Raw genomic sequence first — 21214 nt, forward strand, 5'->3', positions numbered from 1 at the left:
ATAATAAAATAAAAAATACATAATAAAAGGGAGCTAATTAAAATGAATAAACTAAATAAAAAACAAGCAACAGAATTTAAGAATGAAATGTTAGAAGGTATGAACACTGTTAAGGATTTAGTAATTTATGATACCTTAAATCAAGTTAAATCTCAAATGATGGAGATTGAAAAGCCAAAATTAAATGAAATGATATTATTCTTTAAAGAAGGGCATTTAGGATTAATACCTACAGGATATAGTGAAAAAGAAATTGACTTAACAACAATACCTATGCATTTTGGTAAAAGAAGTATATGCGAACATGATAAATTTCAACGCCATCCAATCCCTTATATGCTTGTTAAACATGCTATAGAAGATAAATACTTTTTCATATTTAGAGAAAGTGGTTCTAATGAACTAAGATTAATTGGTAAAAAAGGAATGGCAGGGGGACATGTAGGCATTGAAGATTATTGTGAAAACATTAATTATGTAATTTCAAGTGGCATGTATAGAGAACTTGAAGAAGAAATTGGAATAACTCAAGAAATGATTCAATCCTTAGAACTAATAGCAACAATTAAAGATAATGTTGGAATCAATGCAGACCATTTAGCTTTAGTTTATAAAATTACTATTGATACAAATGATATTAAATCCGAAGAAATTGGTGTCCAAAGTGGAATGTGGCTAAACAAAGAAGATATTTTAAGTCATTTTGATGAATTTGAGGATTGGTCACAACAAGTTATAAAGAATTACATATTTAAAGAAGGTGTCATCGAATAATGGTGAACGTTTCAACTAAAGATATAGCCCAAGCAATTATATATACATATGATACAGACAACGAATTATATTCACATAGAATACTTGAGAAGAAACTTACTCAGAGGCTTAATCAAACACACACTGAAAATGGCATGTATTATGAATTTAGTGTTTATTAATGCAAGAAAATAGGAATGAGATATAATGATGTACACATCAAGAAACTATAAAAGAATACTAGAGTACAATAGAATTGCTAAATGTGGCCATATAGCAAAAGAAATAAATAATAGGAAAAAACAGGAAGCGATTAGAAGAATATTAGAAATAATAGGATGAATAATCCAAAGGGGTAATAAATGGAATTGAATAGAAATAATTTAATAGATGGTCAGAAAGTATTGAGATATATAATTCTTTAGTTAAACATCAAATTAGTATGCTAGAAGATTTATTAAATGATTGTGAATTGGATATTATAAAATAAGAAGGAGTAGATATATGGGAAAGAAAATGTTAAGTATATTGACTAATTTTTCGTGTCATTGGGGTTGTAGCTATTGTGTTTATAGAGAAAATGGGATAAAAATTCCTTATACCGATACATTCCAGTTTGGATGGGACAACTTAGCAAAAATATTAGAGTTACATAAAGGTGAAATTATTAGTTTAAGTGGTGGTGGAGACCCACTATATGAATATGAGGAAAATAATAATAAGTTATTTTATATAAAATTATTTAATTTACTAGAAGAATATAACTGCACCCTAGAGTTACACACCTCTATATTTGATGAAAAATTTCCTTATTATAAATGTGAAAGAGTTGTATTCCATTTGACTATGCCAACTCAAATTTCAATAATAAATGATAGATTTTTTAAACTTCCTAAATTCGTAAGAGCAGTTTATGTGGTTCAAGAATATTATACAAAAGCATTGATAACAGAAATCACTAACAATGTGAATAATTCTAATAATTCTATAAATGAATTGTCATTTAGACAAATGATTGATTTCGATGGCAAAGCAACAAATTATCTTCATGATTATTTATTAGAGTCACATATGAAAAACGGAAAATGGTATTACATAGAGCAAAACGATTATAATGATTACTTTGTACATGACCATATAGAAAAAGAATATTTAAATATAAAATAATTGGAAATCACTAAGGAGGATACTATGAAAAAATATGAGAATTTAGATAATTTTAAAGGAAGAATTCATACAGTGGAAGTAACATTACAAGAGGGTGAGTATAAAGGTACATTCAAACAAAAGATTGGCGGAAACTGTTTTGGGAAAACAATTTTAGACAGTATAGATATTGATGAAATACCTGTAGATGAACAGTTTGAAGAAAATAATTGTCAGTTGCAAATTATAGAAAATGATAAAGGAGAATATTGGTATACTTGTGTTTTAAAAGATGATGAAGGGAATGAAAGTAACATAGAAGAAGAAGCAAGATATTTACAGAACTTAGTAGTTAAACTTGAAATAGTAGATTGTAAAATAGAAGAATAACTAATAATTCAGTAAAGAGGAGAAATAGAAAGATGAAAGAAGCTTTAGCCTTAAATATAGAGGGTGTTAAATGTGATGTATGTGATTATAGAAATGATGATGTTAAATTGAGAGAATATGAAGAATGGTTGAATAAACCTTGTCCTCAGTGTGGAGCAAATTTATTAACACAAGAAGATTTTGATAATGTACAAATGTTGTTTTCCTTTTCTAAAATGATGAATGAGATTTTACCTAAATCAAAAGATAATGAGCCATTAGCAACTATGGATATAAAGATGGATGGTACAGGAAATATGGAATTTAAACTAATCGAATAATTGTAAAACTCAAAAGGATGGTTATAAATGGACATCATATTGGAAAGTGAAAAGCTTCAAGTTACTAAAATCTTAAAAAAACAAAAGCAGAAATGTTTAAGGATTTAAAAGTGGACAAGACTATATTACTTTCAATTGCAGTTAAACGGGCAGGTCATAATGGTGGAGCAATATATGCAAGTTATATAACTGTGGAAAACTTAGATAGCAAAGAATGTACATACAAGTCTTTTAATGAAATAAATAAGTTCTTGGATTGTTTTGAATTTAAAAGCTTAAACAGGAATAAACCAAAATCTATTGAGGAATTAAATGAAGAGCTATGCGAATATTGTTCCTTAGAAGAATCACAAAATGGAGTTCATTGTTATGGTGGAGAACCTGTGATGTGTGTAGACAGTAATTGTTGTGGCAAAGCATATACAAATTACTTGGAAGATAATAAATAATTATAAAATGGAGGTATATTATGAAAATTAAAATATTTAAAGGTAAGGTACATATGAATTACACTTGGACATGCAGTTATTGTGGTTGTAGGGTAACAGAATGTTATGATGACCCTTGGAGATGTCCCGATTGTCATAAATAATATAAATAAAAGGAGCAATTAACTATGAAAGAGCAAATAATGTTATTTATAAAATATTTCCTATCAATAAAAGAAGGTACAAATAAAGATATAAAAGCATCTAAGATTAAAGAGATTACATTTAGTCCTAAATTTCATCAAGAGTTAATTAAACAACAATACATAAAAAAAGATAATAATACTTTTAGAGAATACCCATTTACAATAGATAGTGAAGAAGGGGCAGATTATTGGGGAATGTATTTGGAGGAGCTTAAATAATGTTAACTAATGTTAGTTGTGAAAATTGTAGACACCAAAATATTTGCAAGTATTCAGAAAAATTAATACAGGTAACTGCAACTGTGAATGAAATCGGAATGGATTTTGAGTTGCATAGTCCTATAAAATTAATCATTACATGTCATAGATTCGAGAAAAAGCCTCAAAAACAAGATGGTTTTTATCCTAGGTAGTACATAATACGAAAAAATATGTATTAATGAAAGGAGAAAATATGTTTAAAATAATACCGTTTGGCTATATCGGAACTGTTCTATTACTAATGGGCATATCAATTTTTATAGGTATTACAATTTCTCAAATATGGTTAAAAGATTAACTCATATTTTAAGAATAGTCTGTACCCAAAGATTAATTCAAAAGGAGATGTAGTCATATATGCATAAAGAACTAGTCTATTTAAAAGGTTTTGCAAAAGGAAAGCAATATTGGAACATGCTTAAAGCAATCCAAGTCGCAATAGAATTACATGACGGCCAGAAACGTAAACTGGGAGGAGATTATATAGAACATCCCATGCGTGTTGTTAGCGAATTAGTTGCTCTAAGATTATATGATGAAACATTATTGACAAGTGCGATACTGCATGATGTGGTTGAGGATTGTAACACCTCACGGAACGACTTAGTATTAGAATATGGATTCAGTCATGATGTAGAAACCTTAGTATCATTGTTAAGTAAGACGAAAGATATGTCTACACCTGTTTATTATGAAGGAATTAGCTTTGATATAAGAGCAATTCTGATAAAGGTATCAGACAGATGCCATAATATATCTACAATGATTGATGCTTTCACAATTGAAAAGATGAAGGAATATATAGAAGAAACAGAAACCTATGTAATCCCATTATGTAAATATGGAATAAACCATTACCCCGAATATTCGGATGAATTATTCGTAATGAGAAATCATATTGAAAGTGTAATAGTCTGCATTAAGGCATTTGTTAAAAACAAATAATATTGAATTAAAGACATACTAGGAGGCATATTAATGGCTTATGAAATAGTTAAAAGATTAAAGTGCATTACAAATAAAAAATTAAACAACGAGGGATTAGTAGTTTTAACAGTAGGAGAGATTTATGATTCTGCCTATAGTAACTCAACCCCTAGCTCAGAGTCATTTGGGGCATTTAATGATGATGGGGAACTACAGAACTTCAACAAAAGATATTTTGAAGTTTATGATATATATATAAAGGAAAATACAGGATGGGAAATTAAATGTAATGATTGTTATAGGGGACTATCCGTTAAGGATTTAATAAAAAATAATTATAAATGTCCGAGATGTGGGCAGGTGTTCTTAACCAAGGAGGAACTTGTAAATGTGGATTAGAAGCCAACAGAACCAAACATTAATTAAAACTAAATCAATTAGTATTAGGGCTAGTGTTGGGGGTACTGTTTCTATAGTAGACATTAATACTAATATACAATTAGGATTCTACAAAACAGGGACAAGAGCTATGGAAGTGCTAAATGAATTTGAAAACTTTATCATTACTCAATCAAGAATGTTAAATAACCAAGATAAATATAATATTGAACTCATTGAATATGTTTACAAAATGCCACAGTAATTAGCAATTCAAAAGGAGAAACTTATGAGAGAAGAATATAAAATAAAATTAAAATGGAAGATTTATCACGGAGATTTAAAAGATATAAATAGTTTTGAATATAGTTGCTTTAAATTTAAATGTAAACTAAATACTCAAGAACTTATGGAAAAATTTGCCGAGGTTGTTTGTTCTGATGGAACTCTATTACCTTGGGATATATGTAATTTTTTCTTAAGAAATGATGTCCCTTATTCAATAAATTTTAGGTATGTGAGACCAATAAACTTTCATGGCAATTATATATTATGGAAAGCAGTAATGTTTTTGAAAAAACAAAAAATAAAATTAGATTTTAATAATTGGAAAGATAGTTTTGAAATAAAACCTACAATTGAGAAAAAACTTAATAATGAGAAAGAAAGATATGAGTTTATGTTCCACATATTAAATAAAAAATCAAGAAAATTATTCTTTGTAGAAGTAGATAGCAATATTTGGTGGAAGCCAAAAATTATAAAAAGAAATTTTGAATCTTGTAGTCGAGTATTTTCTATAGGTTGGTTATTTATGCAGATAGGATTGATGAAATTTAAAGAAAAAAGGGAGAATGATATAAATGTATAATGCTTATATAACAAGAATAAAGGATATTAGAAAACATAGTAATGCGGATAGGTTGCAAGTGGGAGAATGTTTTGGTAATTCTGTAATAGTCTCTTTAGAAACTCAAAATGATGAATTGATTGTATACTTCCCTACAGATGGTCGTTTAAGTATGGAATATTGTGAGAAAAACAACCTGCTCCGAAAAAAAGATGCAAATGGAGTTAATATTGGTGGATATCTTGATGCTTCAAGCCGTCATGTCTCAACTATAAGGCTTAGAAAAGAGCAATCGGATGGATTAGTAATGCCATTAAAATCTCTTGAGACTTTCTGTGATATTTCTAAATTAAAAGAAGGGGATATAATAAATTCTCTTAATGGGATTCTAATTTGTGAAAAATACGTACCATTTAGAAAGCATAATCCGCAACAAGGAATTGCTAAAGAAAAAATAATACATAGAATATCATATCCATTTTTTAAAGAACATAGTGATACTTCACAACTGGCATATTCACATAATGCTTTCAAAAAAGGTGATTTATGCTATATAACTTTGAAGCAACATGGAACTTCCCAAAGAACAAGCTATTCTATTAAGGAAGTAACTAAAAAGATACCATCATTTATACAACCTATATTAAAGGCTCTCAAAATCAAAGTAAAGCCCAAGAGAACGTTAGCACTCATTACTGGTACTAGAAGGGTTGTGTTGTCAGAAACATTCGATTCCTTTAGGAAACCACACCATGATTTCTTCACAGGAAAATTGAGACAGGGTGAAACAGTGTTTTGTGAAATTGTAGGATATGAAAATGATTGTAAAACTATTATGCCCGAGTGCTCAAATAAAAAACAAATGATAAGGAATTTATAAAGAAATATGGAGAAACCACAAAATTTACATATGGTTGTAATGAAGGTCAAAGTGATATGTATGTTTATAGAATGACTTCTACCAATCCACAAGGTTTTATTGTTGAATATCCTTGGGAATTAGTAAAACTAAGATGTGAGCAAATGGGAGCAAAACATTGTATTGAATTTGATAAATTCATATTTACTACTATTGAAGATTTAATGGAAAGGGTAGATAAATATGTTGATGGAGCTGACCCTATTGGTCTAACTCATGTTAGAGAGGGTATAGTTGTAAGAATTGATGATAAGGAAAAATTTACCGCCTATAAACATAAAAACTTCTCTTTCAAAGTATTAGAAGGACTTATAAAAGCAGATGATATTATAGATATGGAAGAACAAGAAGATTTGGAGGTAGCATAAAGTGGAAGAAGATATCTTAAAGTTGCAGGAAATATTAATAGTGTATGATGAAACTATATTTAATGAAGATTGGTCATACAGGGATTCAGACGAGGTTATTCAAGCAATAGTGAAAATTTGGAATCAGATGTCTTCAAAACATAAAGTAGATATGAATTTACTTCTTAGCAAATAAAAAATTTAATCATTAAAAATAATTATAAAATACGTTGACATAAATTAAATAAGGTGCTATTATATAACTACGGAGGATGATGCTTCCGTAGTTAATATATTTTATAAGCAAAGATGAAAGGGAGATTGATATGAATGAGTAATTTTAATAATCAATTAAAGATTTTTTTAATGGGGGTAAAAGAACTACATATAGACCTAGATGTTATAACGGTATACGAAACAATTATCACAAATAAAAGTGGACTTAAAGAATTGATAAATGAGGATATTGATATTGAATATAAGTTTACGTATATAGATAAATTAGAGGAAACAGGTGGATACATAACAGGAGAAATACAAGTTTCAAATAATATTTGTAAAAATAAATTTCACATAACATTAGATAATTATTGTAATAACATGACAATTCACACATTAACATACATAGAAGAATATGATATGCAACCTATTTCAGATGAAACAAAAGAAGAATGGTCTGACTGTTTAAGTAAATATAGAAAAGAAAAAATTGAAAATGAAATATTAAAACAATCCAAAATTGTAGAAAACCAAAATCTTATATTGGCCAACTTAATTCAGAGTTTGGAAAATATAGCATAATGGTTGAGTGTTGGAAAATCATAAAGAAAAAACTAATTGAAACAGATGACCTTAGCAAAACGTTATCTAAAACTTTATCTGATTTACATATAGCTCTGATTAATTTAAAAATAGTATCAGCTAACTCGGGAGAAAAAGGACATACCAGTGGTATAACACCCATAGCTGATTATATAGAAAGTATCCTAAATAACACTAATAAAAAATTAATTATTCATAAAAGTGGAAATTCAGAAATTAGTAAAAATGTAAGTATATTAGATGATTTCTTTGAAAATTATAAATAAGAGATAAGGAGAAATAATTATGAAATACGGAGATTTAATATTAGTAACAAAATGTGGATGTGAACTTTTTGAATTAGGATTATTTATAAAAGAAAGACCTAATAATAACATTATATATGATAAGCTCTTTCTTTCAGAACATTACATAGATAATGGATTAACTAGAACAACTAAAGTAACTAAAATAGATTTGTCCTTAAATGAATCTGTTGAATTAAAAAATGTAGTTGTTCCAATAACAAAAGATGCAGTAAAAGAATTATACGAAAACTTAATTGGAAAGGCAAATACTATTCCTAAATATAAAACTTCTGAGACAACTTTACTTGAAATAAACAAATTTGAGAGATTGATAGAATTATTAAAATTTGAAATTAATCAAACTCAAAAAAACATATTCTATGGAGAAAGTATTTGTGGAACAGAATCCAAGTCAATATTAAATCAGAATATAGCTATGAAACAAAAGGCAAAAGGACTTAGAAAATTAGAATATAGATTAGATTATATTAAAACTAAAGAATTAGAAACTTATAATAACTACATGGAACATAACAATAAAAGAATTGTAAAGTTAACAAAAACAAGAGATTATATGCTAAAATATTTAAGTGAAAACAACTTAGGAGGCTACTAAAATGCTCAATATAAATCTGTTAAGAATGAAAGAATTAATTAGCCAATTAAACCCTGCTTCTGATAGTTATTATAATTATAACATATCGGTTATGGAAAACAGAGAATATAATACAGGATTCGATGAATTAAAGGAATTAGAAGATATAACTGGCATAATCTTAAGTAATAGTCCTACACAAAGAGCAGGATATAAAATAGTAAATAGCGACTTACCAAAAGTCAAACATGACATTCCATTACTTTCACTTGGTAAGATAAAAGATGCCAAGGAATTAGTCTCATGGATTGGAGATAGAGAAGGAATATTAATGGAGAAAATGGATGGAGGTACAGGGAAAACAAAATATATTAAACTGATTAAGGAATTAAGTACAAGAGGTGGTTCAGATACCAATGAAGGAGAAGATATAAGCCATAATATTAATAGCATAGGCAATATACCCCAAGCAATTTCAATAGAAAATGAGACTCAAGTTACTGGTGAAATGTATATGGATTTTGAAGATTTTAATAGAATTAACAGTAAAATTTTAGACCCAAAGAAAAAATATACCCATCCAAGAAATCTAGCTACTGCTACAGCAAGCATAATGGATAGCAGAATATGTAAAGAAAGAAACATTAAGTTCAAAGCCTTTAACATAATAAAAGGTATAGAATTTAAAACAAAAATAGAACAGTTGGAATGGCTAAAAGCACAAGGATTTGATACAGTTAATTATTGGTTAGTTAATAAAGATAATTTGGAAGAAAAAATGGAAGAAATTCAAAATAGTATCCCAAATTTACCATATCCAATAGATGGACTAGTATTAGCTTTTAATGACCTTGAATATGGATTGTCACTGGGCAAAACTAGCCACCACTTTAAACATAGCATTAGCTTTAAATTTGAAGACTTATGGCATGAAACAAAATATGACTATACAGAATGGAATCCGACAAGGACAGGTCAAATAGTACCTACAGGAATATTCAATACAGTTTTAATTGATAATTGTAGAATAAGTAGAGCTTCACTAAGTAATGTAAGCATATTCCAAAGTTTAAAGTTAGGTGAAGGAGATACAATTGAAGCATCCAAAAGAAATATGATAATACCTAAAATTGAAAATAATATTACTCGAAGTAATACAGAACAAATACCCACCAAATGTCCTGTTTGTGGCGGGCAAGTAGAGGTAAGGCAAGATAATGAGTCTAAAAAATTATATTGCTTAAATCCAACGTGTGATGCTAAATTATCTAAAACAATCGAACATTATTGTATCAAATCGGCAATGAATATAAAGGGTTTATCATCTGCTACTATAGAAGCTTTTATGAAAAATAATATAATAAAAGATATCGGGGACTTATATAAACTAGAAGATAAAAAGAATGAAATATTAAAATTACCTCGATTTGCAATACCTAGATATAATAAATTAATTTCTGCAATTGAAATATCAAAGAAAACAACGTTAGTAAGATTTTTAAATTCATTGGGCATTCCAAACATAGGGCTTGGAACTAGTAAAGACATAGCAGAATATTTTGATAATAAATGGAGTAATATATCAGATGCAATTGAGAATGGATTTGACTTTGGAAAAATTGAAGATTTAGGTAAAATAACAAATGACTCCTTGTATTCATGGTATTTAAATGTTGATAATAAAAAATTAGTTCTTGATTTATTAGAGTATATAGAGTTTAATGAAGAAAAGAAAGTTAAGGTGGAAGACACGGATAATTTACTATATAATAAAACAGTATACCCTACGGGAGTTTTTAACTTAAAAAAAGATGAACTAAAAAGTAAACTAGAAGAAGTAGGAGCTATAATTGCCAATTCATATTCTAAAAAACTTGATTATTTATTATGTGGACATGATACTAGTAAAACAACAAAACCTCAAAAAGCTATTGAAGATAAAGTTCCTCTCATGTTAGAGGAAGAAATGATAAAATATTTAAAATAATTCTAAACAGGAGTAAACTTATGATAAGAAAAAGAGCAAAACAAAATAATATTATGTGGGCATGGGATAAAACTGAATTTTTTAAAATGCTTTATTCCACTACCTCAAATAAAGATTTAGCCCTTTTATTTAATACTACAATAGGTACTGTAGAAGCAAAGGCATTTAGATTAAGGTTACTAAAAACAAAGGAAACTATTATCGAAATTCATAAACAGGGGCAACATAAAAAAGTGAGTAGAGCAAAAAAAATTACGGCTGAGGGGTTTGCCTTTATATATCGGCCACTACATCCAAACTGTGATTTAAAAGGGTTTATAAAAGAATCTAGGCTTATAATGGAACAAAAATTAGGTAGATATCTAACTAAGGGAGGAATAGTTCTACATAAGAATAGAGATAACACAGATGATAGGATAGAAAATCTTGAAGTGGCAGACCATTTTAGAATAGATATTCTTCCGTCAGATATTTATAATGATAGGAAAAGTGGGATGCAAGTACAAGAAATAAGAGATAAATATAATATATCTATTAATACCTATTATCGAAAGCTTAAGCATGGAGAAAAAGATTATTGTCATCTCCCAAAACAAAGGATAGTAAAATAAGGAGTGAATCATAAATGTCTGAGCAAACGCATAATAAACTTCAACAAATTTTTGATAAAGTGGAATTATTAAAGACCGATGAAAATACAAAACTTATGTTAGAGGTATGGGACTTATTACAAGGGTTAGAAGAGTTAATTAACGTAGAGGAAGTTGAAAAGAAAACCGTACTTCAACAGAAATTGAATGAAATATCAAAATTGTTATAATGAATAATATGAGAATATTGCGAATTAGATATTAAAAGGAAGTGATAAATTGATTTTAACATGTAAGGCAACAGCTAAACCAGCATTTTCAACTTGCAATCTTTTTACCCAAGGCTCTATATATGAATTTATACCTGTGAATAACAGATATACTAATATCAATAATTACGTTGGGTATATAAAAAAAGATGATGAGGGTCATAAACGGTGGTTGAGAAAAGTTTTCAAAGGAATGCACTTTTCAGAAGGTGAAAATTAGTTCGTAATTCAATAATTTTCAGTAGGAGTCTGAATCTCCTTCTGAGAATATTATGACCTACCGATTGGTTGAAAGGAGAAAGATTATGAATGACCCTAAATCATAAAGTGACTGTGTAGGAACAATTAAATTACTTGAAACTGAATTATATCATGGAGAAGCACAAGGATGGAATCCTGTATTTAAACATCAAAGAACTTGTCCTGTTTGGCAATAAATATATAAAGGATATTTTCAATCAGTATCAGTAAATACAGAAACACTTATTGTACGACCTAGATTAAAAAAGATGTAAAGTCTCATTTTAAATATATTAGGAAACAATTAATGGAGGAATCTATAATGATTATTAAAGACTTGTCTAATGAAGAATTAATGAAAGAATTAAATTCCATATACGACTATTTTTGGGAGTTTAAGGTTTGTGCTCGAAGCAAAGTTAAACTAGCAAAATTAGAAACTATAAAAAAGAAATGTTAAAAAGAATGAATAAGGGGGCATATTAATGTATACAAAACCATTTGATATATCAATGCTATGTGGTAGATTTCAATTATTTCATAAGGGACATGAGAGCCTAGTTGATGTAGCTTTAAAAATGAGTGATAGAATATTAATACTAGTTGGGTCAGCTCAAGAGATAGGTACTGAAAGGAATCCTTTTGACATTCAGACAAGAATAGAAATGATTAAAGAAGTTTATCCCGACAACAACGTAATTGTAAAACCATTACCCGACCTAACAAATGAAGATGATATCACCTCTGATTGGGGAAGATATGTTATAAAGAATGTAAAGCAATATATATATAAGCTACCCGAATTGATGGTTTATGGTAATGACGAAGCTAGGTCGAGATGGTTCGACTCAGAAGATATTAAAGACCTTACAGAGATTATTATACCTAGGAGCAGACTGCCTATATCTGCTACCCTGCTTAGGGATGCAATGATAAGAGATGATAAAGATATGTGGTTTAAATATCATAACCCAAAACTTCATAAACATTATGATAAATTAAGGGGGCAATTACTAGAAACAGTTCCTTATAAAGCCAAGTTTGAATTTATGTTAAAGTAATATGGCTAAATAATTATAAAATAAAAATTAGGAGGATAATTATGATTGAAGCAATAATCGAAGCAATTATAGAACTAATCATAGATGTCCTATTTAAAAAACATAAAAAAAGGTAATGAGATAATAAAATTAAAACTTGACAATTATCTAACTATTGTTTATTATGTTGATATATTAAAAATAATTATAAAACAAATAAAAAATATATAAACTGAGAGGAGACTAAAGCATGAAAGTAATACATAAACATAAAGTAATTAAAGGATTTCCTTGTAAGAATAAAGTAATATTTACTATTATAACAGAAGATTATGGAAAGATAAGAATGTTTAACAAGAGAATTTTTGATGAAGCAATGGCAGACGGCTTTATAGAAGTAGAACATGATGCAGAAGAACTTTAGGAATAAGAAGGAGTAGATTTTATGGAAGATAAGAAGTATCTATATTTAGTTAAAGTAGAACCACATGCAAATAATAATAAATACTATAAAATGATACAATTAGATGATAATAATTTCCAAGTAGAATATGGTAGAATCGCATGTGCCAGTCCTGCGAAAAGAATATATGAAATGTCAGATTGGGATAGCAAATTAAAGGAGAAAATAGAGAAGAAACATTATGTTGACCAAACTAGACTAGTTGCCGAAATTAGAGTCACAGGGAAAACAAATGAATACATAGAAATAAAAGATGCCTCAATTAGAAATATAGTTTTAAGGCTTCAACAAATGGCAAGACAAGCCATAAAAGATAACTATACAATAACATCTGAAAGCGTTACAAAAGTGATGATTAATGAAGCTCAACTAATGCTAGATAAATTAATACATAGTAATAAAATGGATATATTTAATAAATTATTGGTTGAATTATTCCAAATTATACCTCGTAAAATGGCTAGAGTTTCTGATTATTTAGCTCATAATAATAATGATTTTACAATTATAATGGAACGAGAGCAGGATTTATTAGATGTAATGGAAGGTCAAGTTAAGCAACAGGAATTAGTCCAAGATACGAATATAAGTGTAGAAGAATTACCATCTCAAACAATATTAGAAGTCATGGGTTTAAAAATTGAAAATATCACAGAAAAAGATGAACGGATTATAAAATCAAATTTAGCAGACATAGCTAATAGATTTTGCCAAGGTTGGAAAATAACAAATTTAAGAACCCAAAAAAAATATGATAAGTTTATACAAGAAAATAAAATAAAAGATAATAGATTGCTATTCCACGGCAGTCGAAATGAGAATTTTTGGTCAATTATAAACAATGGATTAATATTGAGACCTTCTGCCATTATTACAGGTAAGATGTTTGGTTATGGTATTTACTTTGCCCCTAACCCTAAAAAATCATTAGGTTATACTTCTATTGAGGGTAGTTATTGGTCAAATGGTAATTCAAAATCTGCTTTCATGGGCTTATTTGATGTGGCTTATGGTAAGCCATATGATGTATATTCTTTTGAGCATGATTATAATAGCCTAACTTATGAAAAGCTACAGAACAAATGTAGTGGAGCCAATTCATTACATGCACATAAAGATAAAGGCATGTTAAGAAATGATGAAATTGTAGTTTATCGTGAAGAACAATTAACGATTAAATATTTAATAGAACTAAAATAATTATAGAATAAAAGGAGAATGATTTCATGAAGAACAATAAGTTTGTAGGTCAAGATATTGCAGATGAAGCAAAAAAATGTTTAGGTGCAGAATACATGTGGGGTGGCGAAAATATGACAGGATTTGATTGCTCTGGACTAGTAAATTATGTATTTAAACAGTTAGGCAAAGATATTTCACGTACTACTACAACTCAAGTTAAAGAAGGTACTGCCGTTGCTAAGAAAGATTTACAAGTTGGAGATTTGATATTCTTTGGACTAATAGACTCTCCACATCATGTAGGTATATATATAGGAGATGATACTTACATTCATGCTTCGAGAACAGGGTATGTGGTTAAAATATCTAATTTAAATTCAAGGAGTGATTATGCTACGGCAAGAAGGAGTCTGATAGCTATGAAAAATCAAACCGAGGTAAAAAACATAGTTTATAGTGATGTAAAGCAATTGTTTACAGAAACGTCATCTATTACAGGCATAACACGATTGGACTGTTTTAGAATTAAATCAAGAAATGAAAAGGTAATACATAGTAAAAATGTAACAATAGTAATTTTAGATGATGGAACAAAGGGAACGGCTAAATGTTTACCCGAAGATGATTATAATAAAACTAAGGGTATAAAAATAGCTTATCTTAGAGCAAAAATAAAATCTTTAACTAAAGAATTAGTACAATTAATAAAATAATAGAAAGGAGCTAATTAATACATAGAATAAAAAACAATTATAAAAGGAGACACAATATGGGTGATAAATTTTATACATCTACAGGTCATCAAAACTTATTTAATGAAGGGATTGAGATTTACATAGATGTAGAGGTCAAAACTATGGGATTTATTCAGCTTGAAGATAAGGAGGAAACCAAATAATGGCAAGAATCGGATTATGTAAAAAACAAGATTGTATTAAAAAAGATACTTGTAAAAGGTTTTTAACTACAGAGGGTGATGATTTCAATTTCTATGCTATATGCAAAGAAGAAGATAATTATACATGGTATTGGGAATTATCTAAATTTAAGGAGGTTAAATAATTTGAGTAAATTATATTACAGACATGGGTGCATGAATTCTTCAAAAACTGCAAATCTACTAATGGTTGCACATAATTATGAAAGCCAAGGTAAAAAAGTGCTAATCTTTAAGCCTTCCAAAGATACTAGGTCAAAACCCAATATAATAGAAAGTAGAACTGGAATGTCTCATGATTGTATTGATATATTAGATACAGATGACCTTTACACATATATATTAAATTACATATTTGAATTTAAAGAAATTATTAAAGCCATTTTGGTGGATGAAGCACAATTCTTAACAAAAAAACAAGTTTTAGAATTAGTTGATATAACCAAAGAACTTGATATTCCTGTCCTATGCTATGGGTTAAAAAATAGTTCTATTAAAGGAGAATTATTCGATGGAAGTAATGCTCTATTATATTGGGCAGAAACAATTGAAGAAATTAAAACAATATGTTCTTATTGTGATAAAAAAGCTACTATGAATTTAAGAATAGGTAATGAAAAGCCAATATATACAGGAGATATAATAAAGTGTGGAGATACAACAGATAGCGAAGAATATTATATTCCTCTTTGTACTAAACATTATCTTAATCCAATATTGAAAGAGAGGATATAATATGCCTAATTTAGAAGGAAGAAAATACGGATTTAGGGCTTTAGTAGGGTCTTGGAACTATAATTTGAATGAAGAATCCAGTGATAGAGATTATAAATTATTTCTGATACCTACTTTTGATGATTTATATACTAACCATCAATTCAGTAAATCAATTATTGGAGAACTTGAAGATTTCGATTGTCATGATATAAGAAAAGTGTCTAACTTATGGTGGAAAGCGAATGTAAATTTCTTAGAAGTATTATTCACTGAGGAGTTACTAGTAAATATTGAATTAACATCAAAATCTAAACATTGTATCAATGAATTATTTAAAAACAAAGATAAAATTGTTATTATGAATCTGCCATATCTCTTTAATGCCTGTGTAGGTATGCATATTACTAAGAAAAATGATATTGATAAAGGAACAGAGGGAACTAAGCATCTAATTAAAATGCATGGATATGAAACAAAAATGGCTATGCATAGCATAAGAATATTAGATTTTTTAATAAGATTTGCTAACCAAGGATTTAAAGACTTTAAAAAAGCTATTTGGTATGAATTAGATGACCCTAAACGTTTATTATTGTTGGATATTAAACATGGCAAATATACTAAGGAACAATATTTAGAAATGGCTACATATATGCAAAATTTAGTTGAAACTGAATATAAGAACTTTTACATGGATAAAACAGTTAATATAGATACTAATGAAGCAATATTAACACTAGTCAAAGAAATCATAAAAGAAGAATTATTCTAATAAAAGACAATTATAAAATGAATATATAACAAGAAAGGATTGGTACAATGCAAAATGATAAAGTTAGAGCCTTAAACCATCGAGAACAAGCGAGGGATAAGCTACCAGTATTCTTTGGAAGTAGAGATAATTTTCAACATGGAGTTAAAGAAATATTAAATAATATGGTAGATGAAATATTAAATAATTTTGAAGAGGGTCACATTTACATAACTTTAGATGAAGATTTAAAAACCATAACATTAGAAGATACAGGAAGAGGATTACCATTGGCAGATATTGATGATAATAATACACCTTATTATGAATTATTATTTACTACATTATTTGCAGGTGGAAAATATGAAAAAGGTGATAAAGTTAATTCGGGAACTAATGGTCTTGGTATGGCAGTATTAAATATGACTTCAACATTATTTGAAGCAACTTCATGTAATTTAGGCAAAGAGTATTACATAGATTATGCAGATGGTGGAATAATGAAAACTCCATTAACATTTGTAAAAGATACAGATAAACATGGTACTAAACTAGTCTTCCAATTAGATTCAGCAATGTACACCAATGTTACATACACATATGAAGCAATAAAATTCATAATAGATAGAACGTCAAAGGTTTCACCAAAAATAACCTTTACATTTACATATATAGATAATGAAGAAATATTCCATTATGATAGTTTAGAGGATTATTTTTTAAAACATACTTTAGACCATCTAATAGCTCCAATTGTGTGTCCTAGTAAGATGTATGAAGAACTAATTAAAGGTGAAGAATTTCATGATAATCCTGCATTTGAAAATCCAAGGCCACTAGAAACAAGGGAACGAGCAGAAGACTTCCTTGAAAAAACTCAAATAGAGGTTGTTATGTCATGTTCTAATGAAGAAACTCTTCTCCAAGAATCTATGTTAAACGGAAATAATCTTATTGAGAGAAGCAGTATTCATGATGGTGTAATACTTGGAATAAAAACATTTATAAATAAATATGCTAAAGATAATAATTTATATGAGAAGAAAGAAAAACCAATATCCAACACAGATGTAGAAGGAGCTATTACCTTTTGTTGTAATGTAGAGAGTAATAATGTTGAATTTAAAGGTCAAACAAAATTCAGTACAGAGAAAGAATTGTATAAAGAAGTAGCTAAAAAATACATACAAGAAATGTTAGAAATCCATGCAATAGAGAAAAAAGATGACTTTGTTAGAATGGTTAAACAGATACTTATTTGTAAGAGAGCATATGAACAATCTACTAAAACTATTGAAGCTACAAAGAAAAAATTATCTGAAAAGGTAGATAATATGAATGGTGGAGTAGATGGTTTAGATGATTGTAAAATACATGACGAGGAAAGTGAAATATACATTGCTGAGGGAACTTCTGCATTAGGTAGTATTATATTAGCAAGAGATTATTTAAGACAAGCAGGGTTCGCAATAACAGGTAAGGTATTGAATTGTTTAAAAGCTAATTATGAAAAAATATTTGCAAATTTAGTAATAATGAATTTAATTAGGATATTAGGTTGTGGTGTAGATGTTAAATCTAAATTTAATAAGGAATTAGGAAATTTTAATATAAAAAACTTGCGTTACGGTAGAATTGTAATAGCCACAGATGCCGATTTTGATGGTCAGAATATCCAAGTATTATTATTGACTATGATATATAGATTAATGAGAGAATTAATTGTTGAAGGTAAAGTATATATTGCTCAGACTCCAAAATACATAATTAAACAAAAGGATGATAAATATTATGCCTTTACAGATTTAGAAAGAGATGAAAAGGTAGCTGAATTAAATTTACAACCTAAAAATGGTAAAGTTACAAGTAACTACTTAAAAGGATTAGGAGAACTTGATGCAATAGATATGTATAATACTGCATTAAATCCCGAAACAAGAGTTATGACAAAAGTTACGATTGGTAGTGTTGAAAAAATGATTGAGAACTTTGAAATATGGATGGATGATGATGTAACAAGACGTAGAGAATTTATAATGGAACATTTACATGAATATATTAATGATGAAGAATAATGGAGGAATTGCATGTATATAGATAGAGACGTAGACGAAATAGTTCAACAAAACTCAATTGATTTTGCACAGTATGTAATTAAACATAGAGCATTACCCAATTTATTCAGTGGTATGAAGCCCATACATGAAAAAATATTATGGACTATGTTTGAGAATAAAACATTTGATTTCTTAAAGTCAGCAACTACAAGTGGTAGAGTAATGGAATATTCACCTCATGGTGATTGTTACCCTACTATGGTTTATTTAGTTCAAAAAGATAGGCATAAATATAATCTTTTAGAAGGACAAGGGAACTGGGGTAGTAGCTGTTCTAAAAAAATGAAATATGGAGCATCAAGATATACAGAGTGTCGGATGTCCAAATTAGGTATAGATTGTATGCAGGGTATATCTAAGAATATGGTAAAAATGATAGGTAACTATGATAATTCAAGTAAAATGCCTAAACATCTTCCTACTCGATTCCCTATAATCTTATGTATGGCCAGTAATGGTATAGCGGTTGGTATGGCTAATAATTCCCCGTCATTTAACTTAGAAGAAGTATGTAATGCTAATATAGCTTATCTAAAAGGTGAAAAAATTCCTATGTTAATACCCGATTTTGCCACTGGCGGTTATATAGTTAAAGATATGAAGGAGATTGAACGTGTTAATTTTGAAGGACTTGGAGATATAACATTAAGAGCCAAATATAAAATAGAAGGGAATTCAATTACAATAACTGAAATTCCTTATGGAGTAAAAATAAATATAGAAGCTATAATTGATAGAATAATTGATAAAGTTAAAAAAGGTGATTTAAAGGAAGTAACAAATGTGCTTAACCAAACAGGTATTCAAGGACTTAGTATTGGAATTGATTGTAAAAAAGGTACTGACATGAAGAAACTAATGAATAAACTTTTTGCAATGACTCCCTTAGAATCTAATTTTAGTTCAAATATGAATATGTTATTAGACGGTAGGCCAGTTGTTCTAGGTGTGCATAGTGTTATAAAAGAATGGACAATATTTAGACGAGAATGTATGGTTAATGGTTTGAATTTTGATATAACTAAACTAGAAAAAGAATTACATTTTCTACATGGTTTAAAAAAAGTATTAGTTGATATTGATAAAGCAGTAGCTATTATTAGACATTCAGATAATATAATAAATGAATTAATTGATGCCTTTAGTATAGATTCTATTCAAGCAGATAGCATAACTAATATTAAATTAGGAAATATAAATGAAAAATATGTTATAAAACAAATAGCAGAAATTGATGGAGTTGAAATAAAATTAAATGATTTAAAACTAGTTGTTGATAGTCCTGCTGAAATTGATAAACTTATAATTGAAGATTTACAAGATGTAATTAAAAAATTCAAACAACCAAGAAGAACTAAAATTATTGAAGCAGATAGCATTGTAGAAATAACTAAGGAAGATTTAATTCCCGATTATAGTTGCAAAATAACTTATACAAAACATGGATATATTAAGAAAACTTTAAAAACAATAGAAACTAGTTACATGAAAGATGATGATTCACAGGTTTCAGAATTAAATTCCTCAAATAAATCAGTATTACTACTCTTTACAAATAAAGCAAATAGATATAAAATACCTTGTGCTAGTTTGGACACTTGTAATAATCCATCAAAAGCTTTAGGTGAATTTATTCCTAATCTAATTGAATTAGAAAAAGGTGAAGAAATTATTAGAATTATATCTGTGGATGAAAGTTCTCAAGGCTATATAATGTCAGTATTTGAAAATGGTAAAGTTGCTAAAATAAACATTAAATCCTTCATGGCTAATTATGTGAAATTGAAAAATTCTTATGCAGAGGAAAGTAAATTACTTGATATTAAGTATATTGATGTTGATGTAGACATATTATTTGTAACAGAAGAAGGTAAAGCATTAATTGTATCTTCTAGCCGTATAAGTAGTAAGGGTTCTAGAAATGCTAAAGGAAATATGGCCGTATCACTAGGTGAATTAGAAGGCAACAAAGTAATAGGAACAATTATTAATCCACATCCCAAAGCTAATATTATACTAGAAACTGAAAAAGGTAAATCTAAGGAATTTAGATTGGATGATAATGCTCCTACAAATAAAGTAAATGAACAAAGAAATTTATATGAGTACATTCATGGCAGACCTAATAATAGCGGTTCATTTCTTATTAATACTAGAACAAATAATGACAAAGTAATTAAATTTATATTGAATGAAAGCCAATTATAAAATGCTTTACAATATTAAACACCTGTGCTATACTATAAATATAGTACAGGTAAACAAAATAATTAAATCAGATATTAAGAGGAG

General features: G+C 28.3%; 35 protein-coding genes. All 35 read left to right on the top strand.

The window, feature by feature from the left end; translation table 11 throughout:
• Positions 1 to 42 precede the first annotated feature (42 nt).
• The 35 genes from Ctaglu_RS16850 to Ctaglu_RS16975 all read left to right on the top strand — a co-directional run bounded on the left by Ctaglu_RS16850 (position 43) and on the right by Ctaglu_RS16975 (position 21130).
• Positions 43 to 774, top strand: coding sequence for an NUDIX hydrolase (locus Ctaglu_RS16850; RefSeq protein ID WP_125003819.1), 732 nt, complete (start codon positions 43 to 45; stop codon positions 772 to 774).
• On the top strand, positions 774 to 935 hold the full coding sequence (locus Ctaglu_RS25280) for a hypothetical protein (RefSeq protein ID WP_185732769.1): 162 nt from the start codon (positions 774 to 776) through the stop codon (positions 933 to 935). Before Ctaglu_RS16850 ends, Ctaglu_RS25280 begins: the two co-directional genes overlap by 1 nt.
• 25 nt (positions 936 to 960) lie before the next feature.
• Positions 961 to 1095: a hypothetical protein gene (locus tag Ctaglu_RS26255; protein ID WP_267901296.1), complete on the top strand. Its 135-nt coding sequence runs from the start codon at positions 961 to 963 to the stop codon at positions 1093 to 1095.
• 162 nt (positions 1096 to 1257) lie between these two features.
• Entirely contained in the window at positions 1258 to 1920 is a 663-nt protein-coding gene (locus Ctaglu_RS16855; RefSeq protein WP_125003821.1) for a hypothetical protein, read from the top strand.
• A gap of 24 nt (positions 1921 to 1944) precedes the next feature.
• The gene (locus Ctaglu_RS16860) at positions 1945 to 2289 is read left to right on the top strand and encodes a DUF5406 family protein (protein WP_125003823.1); all 345 of its coding nucleotides are present in this window, start codon (positions 1945 to 1947) and stop codon (positions 2287 to 2289) included.
• Positions 2290 to 2321: 32 nt separating this feature from the next.
• Positions 2322 to 2609: a hypothetical protein gene (locus Ctaglu_RS16865; RefSeq protein ID WP_125003825.1), complete on the top strand. Its 288-nt coding sequence runs from the start codon at positions 2322 to 2324 to the stop codon at positions 2607 to 2609.
• A gap of 92 nt (positions 2610 to 2701) precedes the next feature.
• Positions 2702 to 3058 carry a hypothetical protein gene (locus tag Ctaglu_RS16870; protein ID WP_125003827.1) on the top strand — a complete coding sequence of 119 codons (357 nt, stop codon included), beginning with the start codon at positions 2702 to 2704 and terminating at the stop codon, positions 3056 to 3058.
• A 20-nt stretch (positions 3059 to 3078) separates the two neighbouring features.
• Positions 3079 to 3201, top strand: coding sequence for a hypothetical protein (locus Ctaglu_RS26260; protein ID WP_267901297.1), 123 nt, complete (start codon positions 3079 to 3081; stop codon positions 3199 to 3201).
• A gap of 24 nt (positions 3202 to 3225) precedes the next feature.
• Positions 3226 to 3462, top strand: a complete 237-nt coding sequence (locus tag Ctaglu_RS16875; RefSeq protein ID WP_125003829.1) for a hypothetical protein — start codon at positions 3226 to 3228, stop codon at positions 3460 to 3462.
• Positions 3462 to 3656, top strand: coding sequence for a hypothetical protein (locus Ctaglu_RS16880; protein WP_125003831.1), 195 nt, complete (start codon positions 3462 to 3464; stop codon positions 3654 to 3656). Before Ctaglu_RS16875 ends, Ctaglu_RS16880 begins: the two co-directional genes overlap by 1 nt.
• 205 nt (positions 3657 to 3861) lie before the next feature.
• The gene (locus Ctaglu_RS16885) at positions 3862 to 4449 is read left to right on the top strand and encodes an HD domain-containing protein (RefSeq protein ID WP_125003833.1); all 588 of its coding nucleotides are present in this window, start codon (positions 3862 to 3864) and stop codon (positions 4447 to 4449) included.
• 33 nt (positions 4450 to 4482) lie between these two features.
• The gene (locus tag Ctaglu_RS16890) at positions 4483 to 4830 is read left to right on the top strand and encodes a hypothetical protein (protein ID WP_125003835.1); all 348 of its coding nucleotides are present in this window, start codon (positions 4483 to 4485) and stop codon (positions 4828 to 4830) included.
• A complete protein-coding gene (locus Ctaglu_RS16895) occupies positions 4820 to 5074 on the top strand; it encodes a hypothetical protein (protein ID WP_125003837.1) in 255 nt (84 codons plus the stop codon). The genes Ctaglu_RS16890 and Ctaglu_RS16895 overlap by 11 nt, the downstream gene beginning before the upstream one ends.
• Positions 5075 to 5098: 24 nt before the next feature.
• Positions 5099 to 5680 carry a hypothetical protein gene (locus Ctaglu_RS16900; protein ID WP_125003839.1) on the top strand — a complete coding sequence of 194 codons (582 nt, stop codon included), beginning with the start codon at positions 5099 to 5101 and terminating at the stop codon, positions 5678 to 5680.
• On the top strand, positions 5673 to 6539 hold the full coding sequence (locus Ctaglu_RS16905; protein ID WP_233439837.1) for a hypothetical protein: 867 nt from the start codon (positions 5673 to 5675) through the stop codon (positions 6537 to 6539). The genes Ctaglu_RS16900 and Ctaglu_RS16905 overlap by 8 nt, the downstream gene beginning before the upstream one ends.
• Positions 6540 to 6595: 56 nt before the next feature.
• Complete coding sequence (locus Ctaglu_RS25985; RefSeq protein ID WP_233439839.1) at positions 6596 to 6946, top strand: hypothetical protein; 351 nt, start codon at positions 6596 to 6598, stop codon at positions 6944 to 6946.
• 1 nt (position 6947) lies between these two features.
• Positions 6948 to 7121, top strand: coding sequence for a hypothetical protein (locus Ctaglu_RS25285; protein WP_185732770.1), 174 nt, complete (start codon positions 6948 to 6950; stop codon positions 7119 to 7121).
• 134 nt (positions 7122 to 7255) lie between these two features.
• Positions 7256 to 7726 (top strand): hypothetical protein, encoded by a 471-nt coding sequence (locus tag Ctaglu_RS16910; protein WP_125003841.1) that lies wholly within the window; start codon positions 7256 to 7258, stop codon positions 7724 to 7726.
• Complete coding sequence (locus Ctaglu_RS16915) at positions 7726 to 8013, top strand: hypothetical protein (RefSeq protein ID WP_125003843.1); 288 nt, start codon at positions 7726 to 7728, stop codon at positions 8011 to 8013. The genes Ctaglu_RS16910 and Ctaglu_RS16915 overlap by 1 nt, the downstream gene beginning before the upstream one ends.
• A 19-nt stretch (positions 8014 to 8032) precedes the next feature.
• Complete coding sequence (locus Ctaglu_RS16920) at positions 8033 to 8650, top strand: hypothetical protein (RefSeq protein WP_125003845.1); 618 nt, start codon at positions 8033 to 8035, stop codon at positions 8648 to 8650.
• Between the two features lies 1 nt (position 8651).
• Positions 8652 to 10616 carry an NAD-dependent DNA ligase LigA gene (ligA, locus tag Ctaglu_RS16925; protein WP_125003847.1) on the top strand — a complete coding sequence of 655 codons (1965 nt, stop codon included), beginning with the start codon at positions 8652 to 8654 and terminating at the stop codon, positions 10614 to 10616.
• 20 nt (positions 10617 to 10636) lie between these two features.
• Positions 10637 to 11227: an HNH endonuclease gene (locus tag Ctaglu_RS16930; protein WP_125003849.1), complete on the top strand. Its 591-nt coding sequence runs from the start codon at positions 10637 to 10639 to the stop codon at positions 11225 to 11227.
• Positions 11228 to 11241: 14 nt separating this feature from the next.
• A complete protein-coding gene (locus tag Ctaglu_RS16935) occupies positions 11242 to 11436 on the top strand; it encodes a hypothetical protein (protein WP_125003850.1) in 195 nt (64 codons plus the stop codon).
• Positions 11437 to 11485: 49 nt separating this feature from the next.
• Positions 11486 to 11695, top strand: coding sequence for a hypothetical protein (locus Ctaglu_RS16940; protein WP_125003852.1), 210 nt, complete (start codon positions 11486 to 11488; stop codon positions 11693 to 11695).
• 342 nt (positions 11696 to 12037) lie between these two features.
• Positions 12038 to 12175 (top strand): hypothetical protein, encoded by a 138-nt coding sequence (locus Ctaglu_RS25290; protein WP_185732772.1) that lies wholly within the window; start codon positions 12038 to 12040, stop codon positions 12173 to 12175.
• A 25-nt stretch (positions 12176 to 12200) separates the two neighbouring features.
• Positions 12201 to 12776, top strand: coding sequence for an adenylyltransferase/cytidyltransferase family protein (locus Ctaglu_RS16945; protein WP_125003854.1), 576 nt, complete (start codon positions 12201 to 12203; stop codon positions 12774 to 12776).
• A gap of 229 nt (positions 12777 to 13005) precedes the next feature.
• Positions 13006 to 13179: a hypothetical protein gene (locus Ctaglu_RS25295; RefSeq protein WP_185732773.1), complete on the top strand. Its 174-nt coding sequence runs from the start codon at positions 13006 to 13008 to the stop codon at positions 13177 to 13179.
• Between the two features lie 21 nt (positions 13180 to 13200).
• Positions 13201 to 14418 carry a hypothetical protein gene (locus Ctaglu_RS16950; protein WP_125003856.1) on the top strand — a complete coding sequence of 406 codons (1218 nt, stop codon included), beginning with the start codon at positions 13201 to 13203 and terminating at the stop codon, positions 14416 to 14418.
• A 26-nt stretch (positions 14419 to 14444) separates the two neighbouring features.
• Positions 14445 to 15113, top strand: coding sequence for a C40 family peptidase (locus Ctaglu_RS16955; RefSeq protein WP_125003858.1), 669 nt, complete (start codon positions 14445 to 14447; stop codon positions 15111 to 15113).
• Positions 15114 to 15169: 56 nt separating this feature from the next.
• Positions 15170 to 15298, top strand: coding sequence for a hypothetical protein (locus Ctaglu_RS26265; RefSeq protein ID WP_267901298.1), 129 nt, complete (start codon positions 15170 to 15172; stop codon positions 15296 to 15298).
• The gene (locus tag Ctaglu_RS25300) at positions 15298 to 15462 is read left to right on the top strand and encodes a hypothetical protein (RefSeq protein WP_185732774.1); all 165 of its coding nucleotides are present in this window, start codon (positions 15298 to 15300) and stop codon (positions 15460 to 15462) included. The genes Ctaglu_RS26265 and Ctaglu_RS25300 overlap by 1 nt, the downstream gene beginning before the upstream one ends.
• Before the next feature lies 1 nt (position 15463).
• Positions 15464 to 16072, top strand: coding sequence for a thymidine kinase (locus Ctaglu_RS16960; RefSeq protein WP_125003860.1), 609 nt, complete (start codon positions 15464 to 15466; stop codon positions 16070 to 16072).
• Between the two features lies 1 nt (position 16073).
• Positions 16074 to 16826 carry a nucleotidyltransferase domain-containing protein gene (locus tag Ctaglu_RS16965; protein WP_125003862.1) on the top strand — a complete coding sequence of 251 codons (753 nt, stop codon included), beginning with the start codon at positions 16074 to 16076 and terminating at the stop codon, positions 16824 to 16826.
• 47 nt (positions 16827 to 16873) lie between these two features.
• Positions 16874 to 18880 carry a toprim domain-containing protein gene (locus Ctaglu_RS16970; RefSeq protein ID WP_125003864.1) on the top strand — a complete coding sequence of 669 codons (2007 nt, stop codon included), beginning with the start codon at positions 16874 to 16876 and terminating at the stop codon, positions 18878 to 18880.
• Positions 18881 to 18892: 12 nt separating this feature from the next.
• Complete coding sequence (locus tag Ctaglu_RS16975; protein ID WP_125003866.1) at positions 18893 to 21130, top strand: DNA gyrase subunit A; 2238 nt, start codon at positions 18893 to 18895, stop codon at positions 21128 to 21130.
• Positions 21131 to 21214: the final 84 nt, after the last annotated feature.

Source organism: Clostridium tagluense (assembly GCF_003865095.1).
Lineage (GTDB): Bacteria > Bacillota > Clostridia > Clostridiales > Clostridiaceae > Clostridium_AD > Clostridium_AD tagluense.

Bases quoted from the DNA above. Each gene is read 5' to 3' on its own strand.
- Ctaglu_RS16850 (WP_125003819.1), top strand. From the start codon at position 43: ATGAATAAACTAAATAAAAAACAAGCAACAGAATTTAAGAATGAAATG.
- Ctaglu_RS25280 (WP_185732769.1), top strand. From the start codon at position 774: ATGGTGAACGTTTCAACTAAAGATATAGCCCAAGCAATTATATATACA.
- Ctaglu_RS26255 (WP_267901296.1), top strand. From the start codon at position 961: ATGATGTACACATCAAGAAACTATAAAAGAATACTAGAGTACAATAGA.
- Ctaglu_RS16855 (WP_125003821.1), top strand. From the start codon at position 1,258: ATGGGAAAGAAAATGTTAAGTATATTGACTAATTTTTCGTGTCATTGG.
- Ctaglu_RS16860 (WP_125003823.1), top strand. From the start codon at position 1,945: ATGAAAAAATATGAGAATTTAGATAATTTTAAAGGAAGAATTCATACA.
- Ctaglu_RS16865 (WP_125003825.1), top strand. From the start codon at position 2,322: ATGAAAGAAGCTTTAGCCTTAAATATAGAGGGTGTTAAATGTGATGTA.
- Ctaglu_RS16870 (WP_125003827.1), top strand. From the start codon at position 2,702: ATGTTTAAGGATTTAAAAGTGGACAAGACTATATTACTTTCAATTGCA.
- Ctaglu_RS26260 (WP_267901297.1), top strand. From the start codon at position 3,079: ATGAAAATTAAAATATTTAAAGGTAAGGTACATATGAATTACACTTGG.
- Ctaglu_RS16875 (WP_125003829.1), top strand. From the start codon at position 3,226: ATGAAAGAGCAAATAATGTTATTTATAAAATATTTCCTATCAATAAAA.
- Ctaglu_RS16880 (WP_125003831.1), top strand. From the start codon at position 3,462: ATGTTAACTAATGTTAGTTGTGAAAATTGTAGACACCAAAATATTTGC.
- Ctaglu_RS16885 (WP_125003833.1), top strand. From the start codon at position 3,862: ATGCATAAAGAACTAGTCTATTTAAAAGGTTTTGCAAAAGGAAAGCAA.
- Ctaglu_RS16890 (WP_125003835.1), top strand. From the start codon at position 4,483: ATGGCTTATGAAATAGTTAAAAGATTAAAGTGCATTACAAATAAAAAA.
- Ctaglu_RS16895 (WP_125003837.1), top strand. From the start codon at position 4,820: ATGTGGATTAGAAGCCAACAGAACCAAACATTAATTAAAACTAAATCA.
- Ctaglu_RS16900 (WP_125003839.1), top strand. From the start codon at position 5,099: ATGAGAGAAGAATATAAAATAAAATTAAAATGGAAGATTTATCACGGA.
- Ctaglu_RS16905 (WP_233439837.1), top strand. From the start codon at position 5,673: ATGTATAATGCTTATATAACAAGAATAAAGGATATTAGAAAACATAGT.
- Ctaglu_RS25985 (WP_233439839.1), top strand. From the start codon at position 6,596: ATGTATGTTTATAGAATGACTTCTACCAATCCACAAGGTTTTATTGTT.
- Ctaglu_RS16910 (WP_125003841.1), top strand. From the start codon at position 7,256: ATGAGTAATTTTAATAATCAATTAAAGATTTTTTTAATGGGGGTAAAA.
- Ctaglu_RS16915 (WP_125003843.1), top strand. From the start codon at position 7,726: ATGGTTGAGTGTTGGAAAATCATAAAGAAAAAACTAATTGAAACAGAT.
- Ctaglu_RS16920 (WP_125003845.1), top strand. From the start codon at position 8,033: ATGAAATACGGAGATTTAATATTAGTAACAAAATGTGGATGTGAACTT.
- ligA (WP_125003847.1), top strand. From the start codon at position 8,652: ATGCTCAATATAAATCTGTTAAGAATGAAAGAATTAATTAGCCAATTA.
- Ctaglu_RS16930 (WP_125003849.1), top strand. From the start codon at position 10,637: ATGATAAGAAAAAGAGCAAAACAAAATAATATTATGTGGGCATGGGAT.
- Ctaglu_RS16935 (WP_125003850.1), top strand. From the start codon at position 11,242: ATGTCTGAGCAAACGCATAATAAACTTCAACAAATTTTTGATAAAGTG.
- Ctaglu_RS25290 (WP_185732772.1), top strand. From the start codon at position 12,038: ATGATTATTAAAGACTTGTCTAATGAAGAATTAATGAAAGAATTAAAT.
- Ctaglu_RS16945 (WP_125003854.1), top strand. From the start codon at position 12,201: ATGTATACAAAACCATTTGATATATCAATGCTATGTGGTAGATTTCAA.
- Ctaglu_RS25295 (WP_185732773.1), top strand. From the start codon at position 13,006: ATGAAAGTAATACATAAACATAAAGTAATTAAAGGATTTCCTTGTAAG.
- Ctaglu_RS16950 (WP_125003856.1), top strand. From the start codon at position 13,201: ATGGAAGATAAGAAGTATCTATATTTAGTTAAAGTAGAACCACATGCA.
- Ctaglu_RS16955 (WP_125003858.1), top strand. From the start codon at position 14,445: ATGAAGAACAATAAGTTTGTAGGTCAAGATATTGCAGATGAAGCAAAA.
- Ctaglu_RS26265 (WP_267901298.1), top strand. From the start codon at position 15,170: ATGGGTGATAAATTTTATACATCTACAGGTCATCAAAACTTATTTAAT.
- Ctaglu_RS25300 (WP_185732774.1), top strand. From the start codon at position 15,298: ATGGCAAGAATCGGATTATGTAAAAAACAAGATTGTATTAAAAAAGAT.
- Ctaglu_RS16965 (WP_125003862.1), top strand. From the start codon at position 16,074: ATGCCTAATTTAGAAGGAAGAAAATACGGATTTAGGGCTTTAGTAGGG.
- Ctaglu_RS16970 (WP_125003864.1), top strand. From the start codon at position 16,874: ATGCAAAATGATAAAGTTAGAGCCTTAAACCATCGAGAACAAGCGAGG.
- Ctaglu_RS16975 (WP_125003866.1), top strand. From the start codon at position 18,893: ATGTATATAGATAGAGACGTAGACGAAATAGTTCAACAAAACTCAATT.